A 21,165-nucleotide genomic window follows, 5' to 3' on the forward strand; every position below is an offset into this window, starting at 1 on the left:
GATGGGGTTCTTCAAGACGCGGCTGTTCTGGATTTCGCTGGTGATGGTCGTCGTCGCCTCGACGCTGCCGCTGTATGTCTCAGGTTATATCCTCGGCCTACTGACCGTGGCGTATTATTTCGGCGTGTTCGCGATGTCCTGGGACCTGCTGTTCGGCTTCGCCGGCGAGGTCAATTTCGGCCCGACCTTTCTGATCGGCGTCGGCGCCTACACGGCCGGCATCATCAACAACCAATATGGCATCTCGCCCTACTTCTGCATCTTCATCGGCGCCGGCGCCTCGGTGATCGCCGGCTTTGTACTGGCGCTGCCGGCGCTGCGGGTGCGCGGGCCGTATTTCGGCCTGACCACGCTGGTCGCGGTGCTGATGCTGCAGAACTTCATCGTGGTGTTCGCCGACCTCACCGGCGGCGAGATCGGCCTCACCATTCCGGATGTCATCACCATCAGCGCCAGCGCCAATTACTGGATCGCGCTCGGCTTCATGACCGTCAGCGCGGCGATCCTTTACGGCCTGTCGCAATCGCCGATCGGGCTCGTGCTGCAGGCTTCGGGACAGGACCCGGCGCAGGCCGGCGCGCTCGGCTTCAACATCGTCAAGCACAAGCTGTTCGCCTTCGTGGTCAGCGCCTTCTTCTCCGGCCTCGCCGGCGCCCTGCTGGTGTTCTACTTCGGCACCGCCTCGGTCGGCACGGTGGTCGACATCGCGGTCGGTGTGAACGTGATCGTCGCAGCCGTGCTCGGCGGCCGGCGAACCGTGCTGGGTGCCGCGCTTGGGGCGATCTTCCTGATCGTCGCCGGCGAATTCCTGCGGCCGACCGGCGAGCTCGCCACCTTCATCGTCTCGGGGATCGCGCTGCTCGTCGTGCTGTTCTTCCCCGGCGGTTTCCTTGGAGCGGCCATGTCTCGAGAAACAGTGTCGCCAGAGGCCCGAACCTGATGGACGCCAGCAACTTCGCACCTGTGCTCGAGGCGCGCGGCCTCACCAAGAAATTCGGCGGCCTCACCGCGGTCAAAAACCTGTCGTTCGAGCTGCGCGCCGGCGAGATCTTCGGGCTGATCGGCCCGAACGGCTCCGGCAAATCCACCGCGATGAAATCGCTGATGGGGATCGAGCGGCCAACCTCCGGGGAGGTCGTGTTCGAAGGCGAGAACATCGCCGGCTTGCCCGCCCACAAGATCGCCCGCAAGGGCTTTGGCATGGTGTTCCAGCATTCGCGGCCGCTGAATCGGCAGACTGTGCTGGAAAACATCATGGTGGCGCTGCTGCCCGACAGCCTGCTGGCGCTGTTTCACGACAAGGCGCTGGCCGAACGCGCCGAGGCGATTGCGGAGCGTGTCGGCCTCGGCTCCGTGATGCGGCGCAAGCCGCCGACGCTGCCGTTCGCCGATCTGCGCCGGCTGGAGCTGGCGAAAGCCATCGCGCGTGATCCAAAAGTGGTGCTGGTCGACGAACCGTTCGCCGGGCTGACGCTGGCCGAGGTCGGCGTGTTCTCCGAACTGATCGCGAGCTTCCGCGACGAGGGCCGCGCGGTGCTGCTTGTCGACCACAACGTCAAGAGCGTCGCCGCGCTGGTCGATCGTGTGCTGGCGATGTATCTCGGCGAGGAGATCTGCACCGGCGCCGCTGCCGACGTGATGAAGAACGAGACGGTGCGCAAGGTGTATCTCGGCGGCAAGATCGAGACATCGTCGCGGCCGGAAACCAGCTTCAAGGACAAGGTGCCGCTGCTGCAGGTCGAGAACGTCAGCGTGTTCTACGGCAAGGCGCAGGCGCTGGAGAACGTCTCGATCCACATTCACGAGGGCGAGTTCGTTTCCGTGGTCGGCCTCAACGGCGCCGGCAAGACCACGCTGTTCAACACCATCTCCGGCTTTCTGCCCTACACCGGCGAGATCGTGCGCGGCGGCGACAGACTGCGCGGCATCTCTCCGGCGAAGATCGCGCGCAGCGGCATCGTGCAATGCCCGGAGTCGCGCGAATTGTTCGGCGAGATGAGCGTGCGCGAAAATCTCGACCTCGGCGGACAGGCGTTGCCGGACGCCGAGCGCGAGGCGCAGCTCGCCTGGCTGTTCGAGCTGTTTCCGATCCTCAAAGACCGCCAGGGCCAGATGGCGCAGACGCTGTCGGGCGGCGAACAGCAGATGCTGGCGATCGGCCGTGCGCTGATGATGAAGCCGAAGATCCTGATCCTCGACGAGCCGACGCTCGGTCTCGCGCCGGTGATCCTCGAACAGCTCTCGAAGGCGCTGGAGAGACTGCGGCAGACCACACCGATCACCGTGCTGCTCGGCGAGCAGAACGTCACCTTCGCGCTGCCCCACGCCGACCGCGTCTACGTGCTCGAGCATGCGCGGATCGTGTGGGAAGGCGATCCGGCACGCTTCGCGGCCGAAGCCGGGGAAGGATATCTCTGATCCGTCGCAGCCGTCCCACTCTCTCACCGATGCGATGCGGTCATCACGAGCTATCAACCGCGATGCGCAGCGTCGGCCGCTGAGCCCCACGTGCCACACCGGCGCGAGCCGGGGCGGCACAACGCCGCGGTTTGATCCAGCGCAAGCGCCGCGGGCTTTCGCGGGGCGTATCACAACGCAAAGCAACAATCCGGAGATAGGCCATGGACAAGCTCGCACCTCAAACCAACGAGCCGATGCCGGGTCTTCCGTCGCTGTCCCACGTCAAGCCCGGCTTCATCTGGGGCGTTTCGACCGCGAGCTTCCAGATCGAAGGCGCGGCCAACGAAGACGGCCGTGGCCTCAGCATCTGGGACACTTATTGCCGCACCGGACAGGTCGCGAACAACGACACCGGCGATATCGCCTGCGATCACTATCACCGCTATAAGGAAGACGTCGCGCTGATGAAGGCGCTTGGCCTGCAGGCGTATCGTTTCTCGATCGCCTGGCCACGCGTGCTGCCGAACGGCACGGGCGCGGTGAACGAACCGGGCCTCGCCTTCTATGACCGCCTGATCGACGAACTCCTGGCCGCCGGCATCGAGCCGTGGATCTGCTTGTATCACTGGGATCTGCCGCAGGCGCTGGAGGATCGCGGCGGCTGGATGAACCGCGAGATCGTCGGCTGGTTCGCCGACTATGCGCGTCTGGTCGGCCGGCGCTACGGTCATCGCGTGAAGCACTTCGCGACGTTCAACGAGCCCGGCATCTTCAGCCTGTTCGCCCGCTCGTTCGGCGCCCGCGACCGCACCGCCGACGACAAGCTGCATCGCTGGATCCATCACGTGAACCTCGCCCACGGCGCTGCCGTCGATGCGCTGCGCGAGACCGTCAAGGATGCGAAGATCGGGCTGGTCAGCAACTATCAGCCGATCTATCCATCGAGCGATAAGTCCGAGGACGTCGCCGAGGCCGCGCTTATCAGCGATTACTGGAATCGCGCGTTCACCGATCCGCAATATCTCGGCGAATATCCCGCCCTGATACGCGACGCGATCGCGCCGCACGTTCGGCCCGGCGATCTGCAGGCGATTATCCGGCCGCTCGACTGGATCGGCGTCAATCATTACAGCCCGGTCTACATCAACTCCGATCCGAACGCGATCATCGGCCTCGGCTGGGGCCCGAAACCCGAAAGCATCCCGCGCACGCCGATCGACTGGACGATCGAGCCGGAGGCATTCCGCGACACGCTGATCGAGGTCAGCCGCCGCTACGGCAAGCCGGTCTACGTTACGGAGAACGGCTACGGCTCGACGTTGGAGAAGCTGGATGACGACGGCAAGCTGATCGATCCGGGCCGCATCGCCTTCCTGCGTGACTACATTTCCGGCCTCGATGCTGCGCTCGCTGCCGGCGCCGACATCCGCGGCTATTTCGTCTGGTCGCTGCTCGACAATTTCGAATGGGAGTCGGGCTACGGCGTACGCTTCGGGCTCGTCTACATGGACTATCCGACGTTGAGACGGATTCCGAAGGCGTCGTTCGCGTGGTACGCCGACGTTATCCGGCACGCTCGGGGTATCACATCGGCATAGCGGCCGGGCTGTTGTTCGCCTCCGGCATCCGGTCGATCGCGGCGATCAGTGCCGCGACCCTGTTCGCCGACGAACGCCAGTCGGCGATACGCTGATAGTTGTCGACCAGCCAATTGACGGCTCCCTGCACGGTCACGAATGCGGCGGCGCTCTGCGTCACCTCGCCGAGCGACATCGCGCCGCTCAGATATTTCGGGAAACAGAGGAAATACGCCGCCACCGGTGCGAGCAGGAAGTTGGCGTGCGACACCAGCGTCATGTCGACCAGTTGCCAGCACAGATCGCGCCAGGACCGCAGCACTTCCCGCAGCCGGCGATCGAGCTGCGCCATCCATTTGGTCTCGCGGCCCTCGCCGCCCGGATCGCAACCGCGCAGCACCTCGGCGGCGGCGCGGAATTCGGCTTCGTTCTGGTTGCGCTGCTCGCTGATACTGGTCATGCGCCGGCCGAACCACAGCATCAGCGCGGTCATGATGCTCGAATAGCCGATCACGCCGAGCACCAGATAGCCGGGAATGTCGATGCGGCTGCCGAAGACCGTGAGGCCGATACTGCCGCCGACGCTCCACAGCACACCGAAGAAGGTGCCTGCGGTGAGCACTGAGGACAGCAGCGCCATCAGCAGATCGACCGGCGAGTCGGTGGCGACCCGGACGTCCTCGGCGAGGCGATATTCCGGATTGTCGGCGTTGTGGTCGTGGCCGTTCATCGGCGCCGAGTGGCTCTTCGCCGACCATCGCTCCAGGATCGCCCGCGTCATCGACTCGCGCCATTTGCGCTGCCCGGTCATCCGCGCCCAGACCGAGGTGGCGGCCATCACGATGCTGGCGCAGGCCAAGACCAGAAACACGAATGTTTGAGTCCAGAGTTCGCCGCCGTCGCGCCGCTCGAGCGCGTCGAAAAAGTGCCGATTCCATTGGTTTAGATAGAACTGAACCGCCAGTTGGGCCAGCACGACGCCGATCATCACGACGATCAGGCCGGTCACGCGGGGCTTGCCGCTGAGCCAGAAGCGCTGCGACAATTGCCAGAACTCGGACAGGTTGTGGCCGTTCGCGTCGTTATGTGAGAAGAGACCCATGGCGCGATATAAAGCCCGAAACGGCGGCTTGGGAAGCGACCCGGGCTACCCAATGCGTCTAGTCTCGCAGTCCGATTCATGTAGCCGCTCGGTCGCTACAATCAACTCAGGGGAGTTCACAGGGTGAGTGCAGATCCGGCTCTGGTGCGGGAAACCGCGTGCGCGATCGTCGACAAGCTGAAGGCCGGCGAGGTCACGCCGCTCGACCTGCTCGATACGCTGGAGCAGCGGATCGCCGAGGTCGATGGCGCTGTCAACGCGCTGCCGACGCTGTGCTTCGATCGCGCCCGCAGCCGCGCCGCCGAGCTGATGCGCAAGCCTGCCGCCGAGCGCGGCGTGCTCGCCGGCATGCCGCTGCCGATCAAGGATCTCACCGCGGTCGAGGGCGTGCTGACCACGCAGGGCTCGCCGATCTACAAGGACCACATCCCAGCCCGCTCCGACCTGATGGTCGAGCACCTCGAGCGCAATGGCGCGCTGGTCTACGCCAAGTCCAACACGCCGGAGTTCGGTGCCGGCGCCAACACCTTCAACGAAGTGTTCGGCGCCACGCGTAACCCGTGGGACCTGTCGCGCTCCGCGGCGGGCTCGTCGGGCGGCGCGGCAGCGGCGCTCGCCTCGGGCACCGCGTGGCTCGCGCACGGCTCCGACATGGGCGGCTCGCTGCGCAATCCGGCGAGCTTCTGCGGCATCGTCGGCCTGCGCCCGAGCTTCGGCCGTGTCGCGCATACGCCGGCGGCGAAGATCGACCGCAACCTCGGCGTCCAGGGCCCGATGGCGCGCAATGTCGAGGACGTAGCCCTGCTGCTCGACGCGATGAGCGGTGAGTACGCGGCCGACCCGCTATCGCTGCCTGCGCCGGCCTCCTCCTTCCTCGCCGCCGCGCGGGCGCGCACCAAGCCGCTGCGCGTCGCGTTTTCGCCCGATCTCGGCATCACCCCGGTCGATCCGGACGTCGCGGCGATCACCCGCAAGGCGGCCGAGCGCTTCGCCGAAGCCGGGGTCGTCGTCGAACAGGCGCAACCCGATCTATCCGAAGCGCACGAATGTTTCCACGTGCTGCGCGCTTTCGATTTCGCAATCAGCAAGGCCGACCTGTTGCGCACCAAGCGCGACCTGCTGAAGCCCGAGGTGATCTGGAATATCGAGCAGGGCCTGGCGCTCAGCGTCGACGATCTGGCGAAGGCCGAAGCGCAGCGCGTGGCGATGGCAGCGCGCACCATCGCGTTCTTCGAGAGCTACGATTTGCTGCTGTGCCCGGCGACCATCACCGCGCCGTTCCCGGTCGAGCAGCGCTATCTTGCCGAGTGCAACGGCCACACCTTCGACAACTACGTCCAGTGGCTCGGCATCGTCTATGCGATCACGCTGGTGTGCTGCCCGGCGCTGTCGCTGCCCTGCGGCTTCACCGCCTCCGGGCTGCCGGTCGGCCTGCAGATGATCGCACGGCCGCGCAACGAAGCCGGCCTGCTCGCCGGCGCCGCCGTGCTCGAAGACATCCTCGGCCTGCGCGGCTCGACGCCGATCGATCCGCGCCCGGCTCCGGCCAGCCTCTGAGCGCGCCTGCTTTTGAGCGTACTGCCGGTGGTGATGCGTCGTACTAGCCTTGGCGTATCATCACAATTCAAAGCTGACGCGTGCAGCGGATCAGGAGGAGCGCCATGTCCGACGATCCCGAATTGCCGGACTCCAAGCTCACCCGCAGCAAGCAGCGCTGGGCTGCCGAGGGCAAGTTTCTCACCGGGCGCCACGCGCGCCCGGACGAGCAGCGTCTGCCGCCAGGCCAACATCTGACGCAGGACTGGCCGGTGCTCGATCTCGGCGTGTTGCCGCCGGTCAACCGCGAGCGCTGGCGGCTCGATGTCTACGGCGCGGTGGCGCAGCCGCTGTTCTGGGATTGGGCGCAGTTCATGGCGCAGCCGCAGTCGGACTTCGTCTCGGACATCCACTGCGTCACCACCTGGTCGCGCTACGACAACCGCTGGCAGGGCGTCGCGACGCGCGATCTGCTGGAGGCCTGCCAGCCGCACGATCAGGCGCGCTACGTCGTGCTGCATAGCTCTGACGGCTACACCACCAACCTTGCGCTCGCGGACTTCGCCGCTGCGGACGCGCTGATCGCGCATGCGTGGTCCGGCGAGCCGCTGGAGCTGGAGCACGGCGGGCCGGCGCGCCTGGTCGTGCCGCATCTCTACTTCTGGAAGAGCGCCAAGTGGCTGCAGGCGATCGAATTCCGCACCGACGACGCCCCCGGTTTCTGGGAAGTCCGCGGCTATCACAACCGCGGCGATCCGTGGCACGAGCAGCGCTACTCGGACGATTGAACGTTTTGTCATTCCGGGCGCGCGTAGCGCGAGCCCGGAATCCATAACCCCTGCCCGCGGAAAATTGATCCCGGCGCTGCCCCGCTGTGCCTTAACTGGGACACCAGGGGTTATGGATTCCGGACTTGCTCGCTTCGCTCGCAATCCGGAATGACGCGGAAAAGGGAGTCCACCATGCCGACCGAACGTTTCCAATTCACCGGCAGCGGCGGCCATCAGCTCGCGGCGGCGCTCGATCTGCCGGAGGGGGCGCCGGTGGCGTTCGCGCTGTTCGCGCATTGCTTCACCTGCAGCAAGGACAATCTCGCGGCGCGGCGGATCGCGGCGGCGCTGGCGGCGCGGAACATCGCGGTGCTGCGGTTCGACTTCACCGGCCTCGGCGCCAGCGAGGGTGAATTCGCCAACGCGACATTCTCGTCCAACGTCGCCGACCTGGTGCGCGCCGCCGATCATCTGCGCGACACTTATCAGGCGCCGGCGCTGCTGATCGGGCACAGCCTCGGCGGCGCCGCGGTGCTGGCGGCCGCCGCGCAGATCCCCGAGGCGAAGGCGGTCGCGACCATCGCGGCGCCGTCGGATCCGTCGCATGTGGCGCATCTGTTCGCCGACCAGATCGACGCCATCCGCACCGAGGGCAGCGTCGAGGTGACGCTGGCCGGCCGGCCGTTCACCATCAAGCGCGAGTTTCTCGACGACATCGCCGAGCACAATCTGCTGGCGCAGATCGGCAAGCTGCACAAGGCGCTGCTGATCATGCACGCGCCCGGCGACGACACCGTGGGCATCGACAATGCGACGAAGATCTTCCTCGCCGCCAAACACCCGAAGAGCTTCGTCTCGCTCGACCACGCCGATCATCTTCTCAGTGATCGCCGCGACGCCAGCTACGCGGCCGATGTGATCGCCGCCTGGGCCGAGCGCTATCTCGAAACGCCGGCGCGCGTCGCGACGCCGGCCGGCGCGCCCGAAGTGCCGCGCAGCGTCGTGGTGCAGGAGACCGGCGGCGGCAAGTTCCAGAACACGATCAGCGTCGGGCCGCATCGGCTGAGCGCCGACGAGCCGGTCGCGGTCGGCGGCGCCGATTCCGGTCCGGGGCCTTATGATCTGTTGCTGTCGGCGCTCGGCGCCTGCACGTCGATGACGGTGCGGCTCTATGCCGACCGCAAGCAGCTGCCGCTGGAGCGCACCACCGTGACGCTCAGCCACGCCAAGATCCACGCGGAGGACTGCGCCGAGTGCGAAACCAAAGTCGGCCTGCTCGACCGCATCGAACGCGTCATCGCCTTCGAAGGCAACCTCGACGCCGAGCAACGCGCCAAGCTGATCGAGATCGCCGACAAATGCCCGGTGCATCGGACGCTGACCTCGGAAGTCAGGATCGTGACGCGGATGGCGGAGTAACGGAGATTGTCATCACCCGCGAATGCGGGTGATCCAGTATCCCAGAGCGCTCGCGATGCTACGAGGCCGTACAGCCCGCGATTGTCATCGCCATCGCTGGCTCTCTGCGATACTGGGTCGCCCGCCTGCGCGGGCGATGACGGCGGTGGGTGGGGCAAGGCGCCTGAACTAACAACACCCGTCATTGCAGGGGTGGATGCGCGGGCCGTCGCCGCGCCGAAGGGGCTCTGGCCCCGCACGCGGGTCAAGCCCCGCGCATGACGGCGGAGGGTGGGGCATGGCCGTGCTCCCAAGTAAGCTGTCATCACCCGCGAATGCGGGTGATCCAGTATTGCAGAGCGCTCGGCAATGTTGGTGCCGACCAACGAAATGCTCTGGGATACTGGGTCGCCCGCTTTCGCGGGCGATGACGTAGGAGGATGGGGTGCCCCTCGTCCGTGACGTCGAACCGATTCAAGTATCAAACAGCCACGTCTTCGCGATCTCGCGGCGCGATGCGCCCGAGGTTTGCCGCGGTCCCTTCGCCCTCCTTGGAAGAGGGCGCGCGGAACGCCGGGTGCCCGATGCACCCGCGGCCTCGTGTGCATAAGTAAAAAGCACACGAGTTAGAAACCACGGTCACACCGGAGAACATCCGGCGTTCCGCGCGCGATGGTGTTAACGGCTTATGTCGTGCTCTCCCCGGCGCCCGACCCGGTTTTTGGTCGCCGTCGCGTCCGACATGAGGTTGGGCTTCGGTGGAAGCCGGACCTCCGTCGGGGCTTGATGCCACGCGGGACATCAGGACCACACGCCTTCGCCGTCCGCAGCAGCGTGGTCGTCAGCGCTTCGGTGTCGGCTCACGGGACCTTTCAATGAAAGGGAGCCCGCCCTGCCTTCACGTCCCCGCCTGACGCTGCCGCGTCCATCGCCCCCCGCCCCGCGAACCGTGACGATCGCGTGTCGCCCCTCTCCTTGGGACGGGATGAGGAGACTATAGTCCTTGTAGGAATATTGTCAAGGGAGGCTGTCGATAGTCTGTAGCCCGGATGGAGCGAAGCGTAATCCGGGGAGCGTTGTCGATGCCGTCCCGGATTTCGCTTCGCTTCATCCGGGCTACTGACGGAGTCAGTGCTCGCGTCGCCCTCACCCCAACCCTCTCCCGCAGGCGGGAGAGGGGGCGCGCTGCGATGCGGGGGTGACTGATTGAGCTACACGTTCGCCAAGTCATCGCGGTGCGCAGCGGGCGAGGGGCCCGCCGCGCTTGTTACCTCATCCCAGTCGTCCGGCCGCGTGGGCCAGCAGCGTGTACACCAGGCCGGTTTCCGAGCTCAGGTGCGTGCGCAGGGCTTGTGGGCCGCGTTCGTCGCGGGCGACTTCGTCGAGCAGGCGCTCGAACTCGGTAATGTAGCGGTCGACGGTCTGCTTGAAGGCGCGGTCGGCGCGATATTTGCGGGCGACCTCGTCGAACGCCTTCTGGCCGGCCGGGGTGTAGAGCCGCTTGGTGAAGGCCTTGGCCTCACCGCGCTGATAGCGGTCCCACATCTCCAGCACCAGGTTGCGATCCATCAGCCGGCCGATGTCGAGCGACAGCGACTCCAGCGGATTGCCGCTCACGGCCTGCTGGGCCGTCCGGCCGCGCGGAGCTTCGCGCTCCGGCGTGGTCTCGGCGCGGTTGAGCAGGTCGGACAGCCAGCCGTCGCGGTCCTGATCGGCGGCCGGCGCGACCGGCGGCGCTTCGGTGCGGCGCGGGGCCGGACCGTGCAGGCCGAGATCGGGCGGCGGCAACGTCGCGGCGCTGGTCTCGCGGCGCGGCGCCGGGCGCGGTTCTGGCCGGGGCTCGGAGACGCGCGCGACGGCTTCGCCGCGGCCGCCGCCGGCGGTGACCAGCATCGGCTCCTCCTCACGCACAGTGCTGGCGCGCGAGGTCGGGACCACGTCCATGCCGCGGCCGTGACGGGCCACGATACGGTTGAGTTCGGCCAGCGCCTCGATCTGGTCGACGATCACCTTGCGCATCTGCGCAGTGCTCTCGGCGGCCTCCTGGGGGATTTCGAGGACGCCGCGGCGTAGCTCCTCGCGGGTCGATTCCAGCTCGGTGTGCATCTCCGAGGCCATCTGCTTGATGCCCTGGACGATGGCGGCGAAGCGGTCGGCAGACTGCTTGAACAGCGCGTCGGCCTGCTGGGTGCCCTGCTGATAGACCTGCTTCATCGCCTCGGTGGTGAGCACGCGTTCGTTCTCGGCCGCGGCACGCACCGCCTCGAACTGCTGGGTGATGGTGGTGGAACCAGCTCCGGCGGTTTCGGCAACGACCCGCGCGATGTCGCGGGCGCGTTCTTCGGCAGCCGCCAGCGATTCGTCGAGCAGGCTGGTGAAGCGGGTCAGGCGCTGATCGAGATCGGTGGTGCGCAGGTCGATGGTCGTGACCAGCGACTCCAGCGCCTCCTTGCGCTCGCTGACCGAGGTCGAGGCGCTGCGGTTGCTCTGCTGCACAAGCTCGGCGGCCTGGGCCAGGGCGCGACCATGGGCATCGAACTGCGCCGACAGCGCGCTGAGATCGGCGAGCGCCTGCGAGGTCTTGCCGTGGAAGCCGCCGAGCTGGTCTTCCAGACCCTGCGTCGCCGCCGTGCTGCGTGCGTTGACGTCGTTCATGGTGGCGACGAAGTCGGCGACCCGGGTGACCAGCGCGCGTTCCAGCGAGTTGAGATTCTCGTGGGCGCCGGTGAGCACTTCCTGCAGCAGGATGTTGCCTTCGCGCAGCCGTTCGAACAGCGCGACGGTGTCGCTGCGCAGGATCTTGCTGGTCTCCTGCATTTCGGTGACGGCCGCGACCGACACCTGACGCGACTGATCGATCGCGGAGCGCGACGCCAGTTCGAGGTCCTTGAGCGACTTGTTGATCGCGCCGGTGGCGAGATCGCCGGCGCCGTTGATCGAGCGCGCGACATCGTTGCCGTTTGCGACGATCGCGTTCGAGAACGACTTGCCGCGGGTCTCGATCGCATTGAGCGCGTCGGTGGTCACGCGGTCGATGTCGATCGTCAGCTGGTTGGTCTTGCCCGAGAGGGCTTCGACCAGCACGCCGCGCTTGCTGTCGACGATCTGCGACAGCCGGTCGGCCTGCTGCTGCACGTAGCTGACGATCTCGTCGGTCTTGGCCGTCATGGTCGAGCCGAAGCTGCCGCTGGCGGCGAACACCGAGCGTTCGATTTCCGCCGAGGTCGACTTGATCTTCGACGACACTTCGTTGGATGCCGCCACCAAGGCGGTCTGCGCCGCGGCGGCGCTGACCTGGATGTTGTCGGTGGTGGTGGTGGTGACGCCGGCGAGGGTGCGCTCGATGTCGGCGGAGATCGCCTTGATCTGGCTCGCCGCCTCCGACGTGCTGGTGCTGAGCGTCGACTGCACCTCGCGGGCGCTGCCGAGGATGGTGGTCGCCGCCGCGGCGCTGACGGTCGTCAGCGTGCGTTCGACGTCGACCGCCAGCGACTTGACGTGGTTGGCCGCATCGGTCGACGCGGTGACCAGCGAGGTCTGGGCTTCGCGCGCTCCGGCGACGATCGACTCGGCCGAGGTCTTGCCCGCCGTGAGGAGGGTGCGCTCGACTTCAGCCGCGAGCGTCCGCACCTGGTCGGACGCGGTGGTCGACGCGGTCGTGAGCGTGCCCTGCAGGTCGCGGGCGCTGGACAGGATGGCCCCCGCGGTCGCGCTGCCGGCGGCCGTGAGCGTGCGTTCGATGTCGCTGGTGAGTGCCTTGACGTGATCGCTGGCCTCGGTCGAGCGCGTGACCAGGATCTGCTCCGCCGCGCGGGTCCCGGACAGGATCGTTTCGATCGTCGCGGAGCTCGCGGCGGTGAGACGGCGTTCGATGTCGCTGGCGAGCGAGCCCACCTGGCTCGAGGTCTCCGACGAGGCGGCGACCAGCGCCGTCTGCGCTTCGCGGGCCCCGACCACGATCGCGTTCGCGGTGGTGGAGCCGGCTTCCGACAGGGTGCGCTGCACCTCTTCGCTGATCGACTTGACGCGCTCGGCCGCTTCCTCGGAGGCCGCGACCAGCGTGGTCTGGGCCGCGCGGGCGCCGCCAAGCACCGACTCGGCGGTGGCGTTGCCGGCCGCATAGAGCGTGCGTTCGATGTCCGACGAAAGCGAGCGGATCTGGCCGGTGATCTCGGACGAAGCCGACACCAGCGTGGTCTGCGCCTCGCGGGCGCTGGCCAGCACCGACGCCGCGGTCTGGTCACCGGCGCCCGTCAGGGTGCGCTCGATATCGGTGGTGAGCGAACGCAGCTGATTGGCGACGTCGGAGGACGACGACACCAGCGTGGTCTGCGCCTCGCGGGCACCGGCCAGCACCGATGCCGAGGTGGCATCGCCGGCGCTGGTCAGCGTGCGTTCGATATCGGCGGACAGCGAGCGGATCTGATTGGCAACGTCGGACGACGAGGCGACCAGCGTGGACTGAGCTTCGCGGGCGCTGCTGACGACGGCGGTGGCGGTGGTGCCGCCGACATCCGTCAGGGTGCGCTGGATCTCCGCCGTCAACGAGCGGATCTCGTTGGTGACGTCGGTGGAGGTCGTCACCAGAGTGTTCTGCGCTTCACGTGCACCGGCCAGCACCGAGGCGGCCGTCGACGTGCCGGCGACCGCGAGCGTGCGCTCGATGTCGGCCGACAACGACCGGATCTGCGCGAGCGTATCGCTCGACGCGGCGGCCAGTTTCGACTGGGCCTCGGTTGCGCTCGCCAGCACCGTGTTGGCGGCATTGGTGCCGACGGCGGTGAGGGCGCGCTCGACCTCGGAGGAGGTGAGCTGCAGCTGAGCGCCGACTTCGCTCGACACCGACAGCATCGCTTCCTTGGCGCTGCGGGTGCCGGTCTGGATGGTGTCGGTGGTGCTGATCGCCAGGCTTGTGAGCGAGCGTTCAGCGTCGGAGACGTGCGAGCGGATGCCGAGCGACAGCTCTTCGGCGCGCGCCATCAGCAGGCTGCTGGCCTCGCGGCCGGTGTGCTCGAAGCGGCCGGCGACCGCCTCGACGCGGGAGCCGAGCAGATCCTCGAACTGCGACACGCGCAGATCGATATCGGTCAGCACGCTGTCGATGCGGCGTTCCAGGCCTTCGTGGATGTCCTGGAAGCGGGCCGTGACGGTGGCGGCGAGGCCGTTGCTGCGGCCGTCGATGGTCTCGGTGACGTCGGCGATGCGCGTGTCGATCGCGCTGATCGCCTGAGCGGTGCCGTCGGTCAGCGAGGAGGTGAGGTGGGACAGCCGCGAGTCGATCGACTCGATCGCCTGCGCCGCGCCGGCGGTCAAAGTCTCGCCGAGCTTGCCGATCCGGGTGTCGATCAGTTCGACTACCTGGCCGGTGCCGTTCGACATGGTCGACGACAGCCGTGCGATGCGGTCGTCGATCAGTTCGACGGCCTGATTGGTGCCGCTCGACATGGTCACCAGCAACTGTGCGATCCGTTCGTCCATCAGTCCGACCGCCTGGCCGGTGCCGTTCGACATGGTCGACGACAGCTGCGCGATGCGATCGTCGATCAATCCGACAGCCTGGTCGGTCCCCGTCGACATCGTCGTCGTCAGCTGGCCGATGCGATCTTCGATCAGTTCGACCGCCTGCGTCACGCCGCCCGACATGGTCGACGACAGCTCGGTGATGCGGTTGTCGATCAGCTCGACGGCCTCGCCGGCGCCGGTCGACATGGTCGACGACAGTTGCGTGATCCGGTCGCTGATCAGATCGATGGCCTGGCTGGAGCCGCTGGTCAGTGTCTCCGACAACCGCTCGATCCTGGCATCGATGGTCTCGGTCACCGACTGGGCGCGCGACGCGAAGTTGTCGTCGAGCGTCCGCAGGTGGGTGCCGACGGTGTCTTCGAACAGCTTGATCTTGCCCTCGAGCGAGCCGTCGAGGCCGCTGACGCGGGTGTCGAACACGTTCTCGAAATGCGACAGCCGCTGATCCAGCGTGGCGCTGAGTTCGCCGCCGCGCGAGGCGACGCGCTGATCGAAATTGTCGACGTAGGTTTTGAGCGTGTTGGAGATGTCCTCGGTGCGCTGGCCCATCCGCTCGACGATCTCGCCGCCATAGGTTTTCACCGTGCGGTCGAATTCGGAGATGTGGCGGGTGATCAGCGCGCCGAGCGTGCCCGAATCGCGCGCGAACTTCTCGGCGAGTTCGGAGCCCTGCTGCTTCACGAGGTCGTCGAACGAGCTCATCTGCAGGCTGAGCGTGTCGTGCGCGCTCTCGGTCTGGCTCACCACCTTGGCGACCAGGGTGTTGACGGTGACGTCGAGTGCTTCGCTGGCCTTGTCGCCGCTGGTCAGGATCTGGTCGGCGAGCCGGTTGCCGGCCTCGTCGATCTTGCTGACCAGATCGTCGCTGCGCAGCTCGAGCTCGAGCAGCAGCGAGTCCGAGGAGTTCTTCAGCGAATCGTGGACCTGCTCGGTGCGTTCGGAGATGCCGTCGACGATGCTGACCGAGCGCTGTTCGAACTCGCCGGTGATGCGGTCGAGCCGCTCGTTGAGCATCTCGTGAACGCGGTCGGCGAGTTCGACGAACTCGTCATGGACGTGGCCGGTCTTGAAATTCAGGCTTGCGGTCAGCCGCTCGCTGGCCTCCAGCACGGCGCGGGTGGTTTCGCCGCTGGCTTCTTCGAGTCGGTCGAGCAAATCGCCGCCGCGCTCCCCGAGCGCCAGGATCATGTTGTCGCCGGCGCTGCCGAGCGCGCTGGTGATATGGGCGCCGCGCTCTTCCAGCGCGCCGGTGATGCTCTTGGCAACTTCATCGACACGCGAGGCGATCGCGTCGGAGATCAGCGCGATGTCGTGGCGCAGGTCGATCTGCACGCCGGAGATGGCGCTGCGGACCTGCTCGGCCTGGCCGACCAGGTTGTCACGCTGATGCGCGATGTCCTGCAACAAAGCGCGGATGCGGACTTCGTTGTCGGAATAGGCGCGTTCCAGCGCCGAGACTTCGTTGGCCACCAGGGTTTCGAGTTCGCCGGCGCGCGCGATCGCGCGCTCGACGCCGTCGCCCATCGCGGCGACCTCGCGGCGGATCGCCTGGCCGACGGTGACGACGGAATCGCTGGCGGCGATCTCCGGCTCGGAGAATCGGATTGCGACCTGCGCCATCGACTGCGCGATCATGCGCAGTTCCTGGCCGCGCCAGGTCAGGCTCGCCAGGAAGTAGAACAGCATGATCGGCGCCACGAACAGCGCGATCAGACCGACCAGCGCCAGCACGCCGCCGCTCTGGCCGACCATCGCCTGCAGGGCGGGCAGGAAGCTGATGGTCAGGGCGATGCCGCCGAACACCCAGGCGCCGGTGAAGATCGACGCGAGGGTATAGACGTTGCGGGCGGGGCGGCCCTTCTGCAGCGCCTGGAGAAGCTGGCCGATGGTCTCGCGATCGTCATTGGCCGGCCGCTGGGCGAAGCGGCGGTCGTCGGCCTGTTCGAAACTGGGACGCTCGAGCGTGATCCGTGGTTCAGGCGCGCCGTCGTTGAAGGCCGGGGGCGGAGCGAGCGTTGCGGCGTCGTCGGGGGCCGCCGCGGCATCCTTGTCGGTCGCAGCGGGCGCGTCGCTGATGTTCAGAGCCTCCTGAATCGCGGACAGCGCCACTTCGGTCGGATCTTTGATTTTCTTGGGATTATTCGCCATGTGACCTACGCCCTCGCTCTACGCATCCGGGGACACTGCATAAATTGCCGCTGCAGCCTGCCAGCCGGCCTGATGGTCAGCCGGCGCGGTCGAACCCCCACGACACCGGACTTTTCTCCACCACTTCCTCAAACATCCTATTGGCTGGGTGCGTCGAATGAAATGGAGAACGTTAAGACATTCTTAATCATCGTTAACGGGATCGGCTGCTAAGCCCTTTGGGTGGCGCGTAAATCCGCCTTAGGCCCGGAAACGGCAGCGAATTACCGGCAAACTGGCCTCAAACTTGCGAGGGTGTCCCGAAATGATCCGTTAACCTTTCCTGTGCTTCCCTTGGGAAAACCTTCGCCGCCTCGCGGAGCGGCGTTGTTCGGAGGCTGTCTTGCCGTTGCGGGTTGAACGGATCGAGTGGATGGCGTCGCCGCCTTTAGTGCCCGAGTTCGCGATCGACCAGGCGCATCTCGAGCGGATGACGCTGGGTGATGTCGCGCTGGAGCGCGAGGTCCTGAGGATGTTCTCGGCGCAGGCGGCCAGCGTGGTGGCGCTGCTGGCGTCGTGGCCGGACGATGCTGCGGTGCTGGCGCATACGCTGAAGGGCTCGGCGCGCGCGATCGGGGCGTTTGCGGTGGCCGACGCCGCCGGCGAGCTGGAAGATGTGATCCGGCAGAACGGCGATGCGGCCGATCTGCTCGAAGCCCTGGAGGCGGCGGTCGACCTCGCCCGGGACGCGATCGCCGACCGGCTGGAGCGCTGAGCTCCGTTCTGCCGCCGCGGAACGCATTCAGCCTCAGGCCGCGGCGAAAGGACGATCGGGCGGCGCCGGTTTTTGGCCGCCGCGGCGCTGGCGGAAAGCCGATCGACCCGCTATAGGACAGCCCGTCATCCTTTCCCTGTCAGAACCTTGCAGAGCGTCCGACGAGCAATCATGGCCAAGATTCACTTTGTTGATCATTCCGGAGAAACCCGCACGGTCGACGTCGAGAACGGCGCGACGGTGATGGAAGCGGCGATCCGCAACGCCATCCCCGGCATCGAGGCCGAATGCGGCGGCGCCTGCGCCTGCGCGACCTGCCACGTCTATATCGACGAAGCCTGGCGCGAGAAGGTCGGCGGCCCGACGCCGATGGAAGAAGACATGCTCGACTTCGGCTACGACGTGCGGCCGAACTCGCGGCTGTCGTGCCAGATCAAGGTCTCGGACGAACTCGACGGTCTCGTCGTCTCGACCCCGGACCGCCAGGCCTGATCACGGCCGCGACCGCGTGGGCGATGCGCCCCCGCGGGTTCGACGGCGCGGCCGATCGGCGCCGCGCTACGCCTGCTCCTGCGAGAAGCCGCGACGCCACCACGGTTTCAATCGTTCGATCAGTTCGCCGGTCAGCGGCGTCGGCTTGCGGCTGACGCGATCGACCAGCACCGTCACGGCGCGCGCCGAGGCGACGCAGACGCCCTCCGAAAACACCGCCTGATCGAAATGCGTCGAGGTGCGGCCGAGCTTGACCAGGCCGATGCCGAGCTCGATGGTTCCCGGCCAGTGCAACTCGCTGCGGAAGTGAATGTCGAGCCGCGCCAGCACCCACGCCATCCCCTCAGGCACCAGCCCCCTGATCAGCGTGACCCGCGCGCTCTCGAAATAACTGGCATAGACCGCGTTGTTGACGTGGTTGTTCGGGTCGAGATCGGCGAAGCGGACGTTGTCCGAAAGTCGATAGGGAAAGTCTTCGAGCTGAGGGACAGCGTGGTCGCGGGATCGTGCGGTCAAGGGCCATTCTCCGGGCTTTTGCCGTCCATTGAGCGCAGTTCTTGAGGTAGGACAAGGTGGCACCGCCTAATTATGGCTTTTCTCCCCCGCCCGGCTTGGCTAGACAAGCCGCGGCCGGACCGCCCCGCGTCCGAGAATTCTTCAACACGAAAAGAATAAGCGATGACCGAAACGATCAAGACTGATGTGCTGATTGTCGGCGCGGGTCCGTGCGGACTGTTCGCCGTGTTCGAACTCGGCCTGCTGGATGTGAAGACCCATCTGGTGGACATCCTCGACAAGGTCGGCGGCCAGTGCGCCGAGCTGTATCCGGAAAAGCCGATCTACGATATTCCGGGCGTGCCGATGATCACCGGCCACGGCCTCACCGAAGCGCTGATGGAGCAGATCAAGCCGTTCAGCCCGACGTTCCATCTCAACGAGATGATCGAGACCGTCGAGAAGATCGGCGATCCGGAATTCCGCGTCACGACGAATGCCGGCACCGTGTTCGAGTGCAAGGTGCTGGTCGTCGCCGCGGGCGGCGGCTCGTTCCAGCCGAAGCGGCCGCCGGTGCCGGGCGTCGAAGCCTATGAGGGCAAGTCGGTGCACTACGCGGTGCGCAAGATGGAAGAGTTCCGCGGCAAGGACATCCTGATCGTCGGCGGTGGCGACTCGGCGCTCGACTGGACGCTCAACCTCAACCCGATCTGCAAGAGCATGACGCTGGTGCATCGCCGCGACGATTTCCGCGGCGCGCCGCACAGCGTCGAGCAGATGCGCCAGCTGGTCGCCAGCGGCAAGCTCAACCTCAAGATCGGCCAGATCACCGAATTGCACGGTGATAACGGTCAGCTCGCAAGCGCCACCATCAAGCTGAACGACAACTCGGTCGAGCAGATCATCTGCGACGCGATGCTGCCGTTCTTCGGCCTGACCATGAAGCTCGGCCCGGTCGCGAACTGGGGCCTGCAGCTCGAGAACAATCTGATCCCGGTCGACACCGGCACGTTCGAAACCAACGTCCCCGGCATCTTCGCGATCGGCGACATCAACACCTATCCGGGCAAGCTGAAGCTGATCCTCTCCGGCTTCCACGAAGGCGCGCTGATGGCCCAGAAGGCCGTCAAATACGTCTATCCGGACAAGCGCGTCGTGTTCCAGTACACCACCTCGTCGACCAATCTGCAGAAGAAGCTCGGCGTGAACTAAGCACGGCGGCGACGGCTGCGAAGCGAATGATGACGGAGGGCGCGCCGCGAGGTGCGCCCTTTTTGTTTTGGGCGGTGCTCCCCGCGTCATTGCGAGAAGCGTAGCGACGAAGCAATCCAGCAGCGCAGCGCTCGGCGCTTCTGGATTGCTTCGCTGCGCTCGCAATGGCGGTGAAGGATGCGAGTCGTTTCGTTTTGCTCGGCGACGGGGGGGGCTGCCGCGTTTCACGTCAAGTTGACGCGATCACTTGCTGGACTCGGGGCGGCCGGACGCGTCATGAAGGGACGCACGCCGTTCACATCCGCGCGAGGCATTATCTGCCGATGAAATTCGCCGTCACTCACCGCCAGAAGCGAAAGTTCGTGATCTTCTCGTCACGCTCGCGGCGGCGGGCGATCTTTCTGGCGGGCGGGCTGTTCATCGGCGTCGCGGCGGCGGCGCTGGCTTGGCTCGCCGACCTGGCGCAGGACGCATTCGCGGTTCTGCTCGGGCATTCGCGCTACTGGCCGCTGCTGATCACGCCGCTCGGCTTCCTGATCTCGGTGTATCTCACCAACCGTTTCTTCCCGAACGCGGGGGGCAGCGGCATCCCGCAGGCGATCGCGGCGCGGCGGCTGACCGACCAGGGCGCGCGCGGCCGGCTGGTCTCGCTCCGCGCGGCGGTCGGCAAGTTCGTGCTGACGCTGTTCGGCCTGCTGATCGGCGCCTCGGTCGGCCGCGAGGGACCGACGGTGCAGATCGGCGCCTCGATCATGTTCGCGCTCGGCCGTCTGTCACCACGGCGGCAGCCGGCGCTGATCCTGGCCGGCGCCTCGGCCGGCGTGGCGGCGGCGTTCAACACGCCGCTCGCCGGCATCATCTTCGGCATCGAGGAAATGAGCCGCTCGTTCGAGACGCGCGCCAGCACGCTGATCATCGCCGCGGTGGTGGCGGCCGGGCTGACCTCGATCGCGCTGCTCGGCAACTACACGTATTTCGGCAGCAGCGCGATGGGGCTGCGCGGCGGGCTCGACTGGCTGGCGATCCCCGTCTGCGGCATCGTCGGCGGTCTGGCCGGTGGCCTGTTCAACCGCGCGGTGGTGACCGCCGGCACGGTCGCGGCCCTCAATCGCCGGCCGTTGCTGCTGGCGCTCGGCTGCGGCCTCGCGGTCGCGCTGTGCGGGCTCGCCTCCAACGACGCCATCTACGGCACCAGCTACACCCAGGTGAAAGCCGCGCTGGAAAGCGGCACGCCGCTGCCGGGCGATTTCGGCGTGCTGAAGCTGCTCGCCACCGCGCTGTCGTCGATCAGCGGCCTGCCGGGCGGCATCTTCTCGCCATCGCTGGCGGTCGGCGCCGGGCTCGGCAGCAACATCGCGGCGCTGTTCGCCGGCACGCCGGTGGCGGCGATCATGCTGCTCGGCATGGTGTCGTACTTCTCCGGCGTGGTGCAGGCGCCGATCACCGCGTTCGTCATCGTCATCGAAATGACCGACAACCACGCCATGGTGATCCCGGTGATGGCCGCCTCGCTGCTTGCCTACGCGACCTCGCGACTGATCGCCGAGGAGGGCATCTACCACGCGCTGGCGAAGCGCTTCGTGCAGCCGGCGGGGTAAGGCGCGCGACAGAGGCATGGGCGTCCGGAGGTTCGTAAGATATTCGCAGCGTGCAGGACGTAGCCAGCATGCATTGTCGGTAATCCAAGAAGTCCTGCGCCGGTGAGGCCAGTCAAGCCTCCCGTTTGTGGTCCACCGGCGGCTCTGCCGTCAGATATTA

13 protein-coding genes are annotated in these 21,165 nt (G+C 66.7%); 10 read left to right on the forward strand and 3 right to left on the reverse strand.

Going from position 1 to position 21,165, the window contains the following annotated elements:
* Nucleotide 1 precedes the first annotated feature (1 nt).
* The 3 genes from LPW26_RS01605 (at nucleotide 2) to LPW26_RS01615 (ending at nucleotide 3,998) form a co-directional block, all read left to right on the forward strand.
* Nucleotides 2–940, forward strand: a complete 939-nt coding sequence (locus tag LPW26_RS01605) for a branched-chain amino acid ABC transporter permease (protein WP_238732477.1) — start codon at nucleotides 2–4, stop codon at nucleotides 938–940.
* A complete protein-coding gene (locus tag LPW26_RS01610; RefSeq protein ID WP_238732478.1) occupies nucleotides 940–2,418 on the forward strand; it encodes an ATP-binding cassette domain-containing protein in 1,479 nt (492 codons plus the stop codon). Before LPW26_RS01605 ends, LPW26_RS01610 begins: the two co-directional genes overlap by 1 nt.
* A gap of 203 nt (nucleotides 2,419–2,621) precedes the next feature.
* Complete coding sequence (locus LPW26_RS01615; RefSeq protein ID WP_238732479.1) at nucleotides 2,622–3,998, forward strand: GH1 family beta-glucosidase; 1,377 nt, start codon at nucleotides 2,622–2,624, stop codon at nucleotides 3,996–3,998.
* Here the strand turns inward: LPW26_RS01615 and LPW26_RS01620 are convergent.
* A complete protein-coding gene (locus LPW26_RS01620) occupies nucleotides 3,985–5,079 on the reverse strand; it encodes an SbmA/BacA-like family transporter (protein ID WP_238732480.1) in 1,095 nt (364 codons plus the stop codon). The genes LPW26_RS01615 and LPW26_RS01620 overlap by 14 nt on opposite strands.
* Nucleotides 5,080–5,202: 123 nt before the next feature.
* Here LPW26_RS01620 and LPW26_RS01625 point away from each other — a divergent pair, with 123 nt between their 5' ends.
* From LPW26_RS01625 to LPW26_RS01635, 3 genes are all read left to right on the forward strand, one after another.
* Nucleotides 5,203–6,636: an amidase gene (locus LPW26_RS01625; protein ID WP_238732481.1), complete on the forward strand. Its 1,434-nt coding sequence runs from the start codon at nucleotides 5,203–5,205 to the stop codon at nucleotides 6,634–6,636.
* A 104-nt stretch (nucleotides 6,637–6,740) separates the two neighbouring features.
* The gene (locus tag LPW26_RS01630) at nucleotides 6,741–7,403 is read left to right on the forward strand and encodes a sulfite oxidase-like oxidoreductase (RefSeq protein ID WP_238732482.1); all 663 of its coding nucleotides are present in this window, start codon (nucleotides 6,741–6,743) and stop codon (nucleotides 7,401–7,403) included.
* A gap of 174 nt (nucleotides 7,404–7,577) precedes the next feature.
* A complete protein-coding gene (locus tag LPW26_RS01635) occupies nucleotides 7,578–8,804 on the forward strand; it encodes a bifunctional alpha/beta hydrolase/OsmC family protein (protein ID WP_238732483.1) in 1,227 nt (408 codons plus the stop codon).
* Nucleotides 8,805–10,055: 1,251 nt separating this feature from the next.
* On the opposite strand, the gene LPW26_RS01640 is transcribed toward LPW26_RS01635, so the two are convergent.
* Nucleotides 10,056–16,454: an apolipoprotein A-IV repeat region-like domain-containing protein gene (locus tag LPW26_RS01640; RefSeq protein WP_238732484.1), complete on the reverse strand. Its 6,399-nt coding sequence runs from the start codon at nucleotides 16,452–16,454 to the stop codon at nucleotides 10,056–10,058.
* Between the two features lie 412 nt (nucleotides 16,455–16,866).
* Here LPW26_RS01640 and LPW26_RS01645 point away from each other — a divergent pair, with 412 nt between their 5' ends.
* Nucleotides 16,867–17,208 (forward strand): Hpt domain-containing protein, encoded by a 342-nt coding sequence (locus tag LPW26_RS01645; protein WP_238732485.1) that lies wholly within the window; start codon nucleotides 16,867–16,869, stop codon nucleotides 17,206–17,208.
* A gap of 171 nt (nucleotides 17,209–17,379) precedes the next feature.
* Nucleotides 17,380–17,700: a 2Fe-2S iron-sulfur cluster-binding protein gene (locus tag LPW26_RS01650; protein WP_238732486.1), complete on the forward strand. Its 321-nt coding sequence runs from the start codon at nucleotides 17,380–17,382 to the stop codon at nucleotides 17,698–17,700.
* A gap of 66 nt (nucleotides 17,701–17,766) precedes the next feature.
* Here LPW26_RS01650 and LPW26_RS01655 read toward each other — a convergent pair whose 3' ends face one another.
* The gene (locus LPW26_RS01655; RefSeq protein ID WP_238732487.1) at nucleotides 17,767–18,216 is read right to left on the reverse strand and encodes an acyl-CoA thioesterase; all 450 of its coding nucleotides are present in this window, start codon (nucleotides 18,214–18,216) and stop codon (nucleotides 17,767–17,769) included.
* A gap of 162 nt (nucleotides 18,217–18,378) precedes the next feature.
* Here LPW26_RS01655 and LPW26_RS01660 point away from each other — a divergent pair, with 162 nt between their 5' ends.
* Together LPW26_RS01660 and LPW26_RS01665 are read left to right on the forward strand one after the other, a co-directional pair.
* Nucleotides 18,379–19,407, forward strand: coding sequence for an NAD(P)/FAD-dependent oxidoreductase (locus LPW26_RS01660; RefSeq protein ID WP_238732488.1), 1,029 nt, complete (start codon nucleotides 18,379–18,381; stop codon nucleotides 19,405–19,407).
* A gap of 323 nt (nucleotides 19,408–19,730) precedes the next feature.
* A complete protein-coding gene (locus tag LPW26_RS01665; protein WP_238732489.1) occupies nucleotides 19,731–21,005 on the forward strand; it encodes a chloride channel protein in 1,275 nt (424 codons plus the stop codon).
* The last annotated feature ends 160 nt before the right edge of the window (nucleotides 21,006–21,165 follow it).

Source organism: Rhodopseudomonas infernalis (assembly GCF_022271405.1).
GTDB classification, from domain to species: domain Bacteria; phylum Pseudomonadota; class Alphaproteobacteria; order Rhizobiales; family Xanthobacteraceae; genus Rhodopseudomonas; species Rhodopseudomonas infernalis.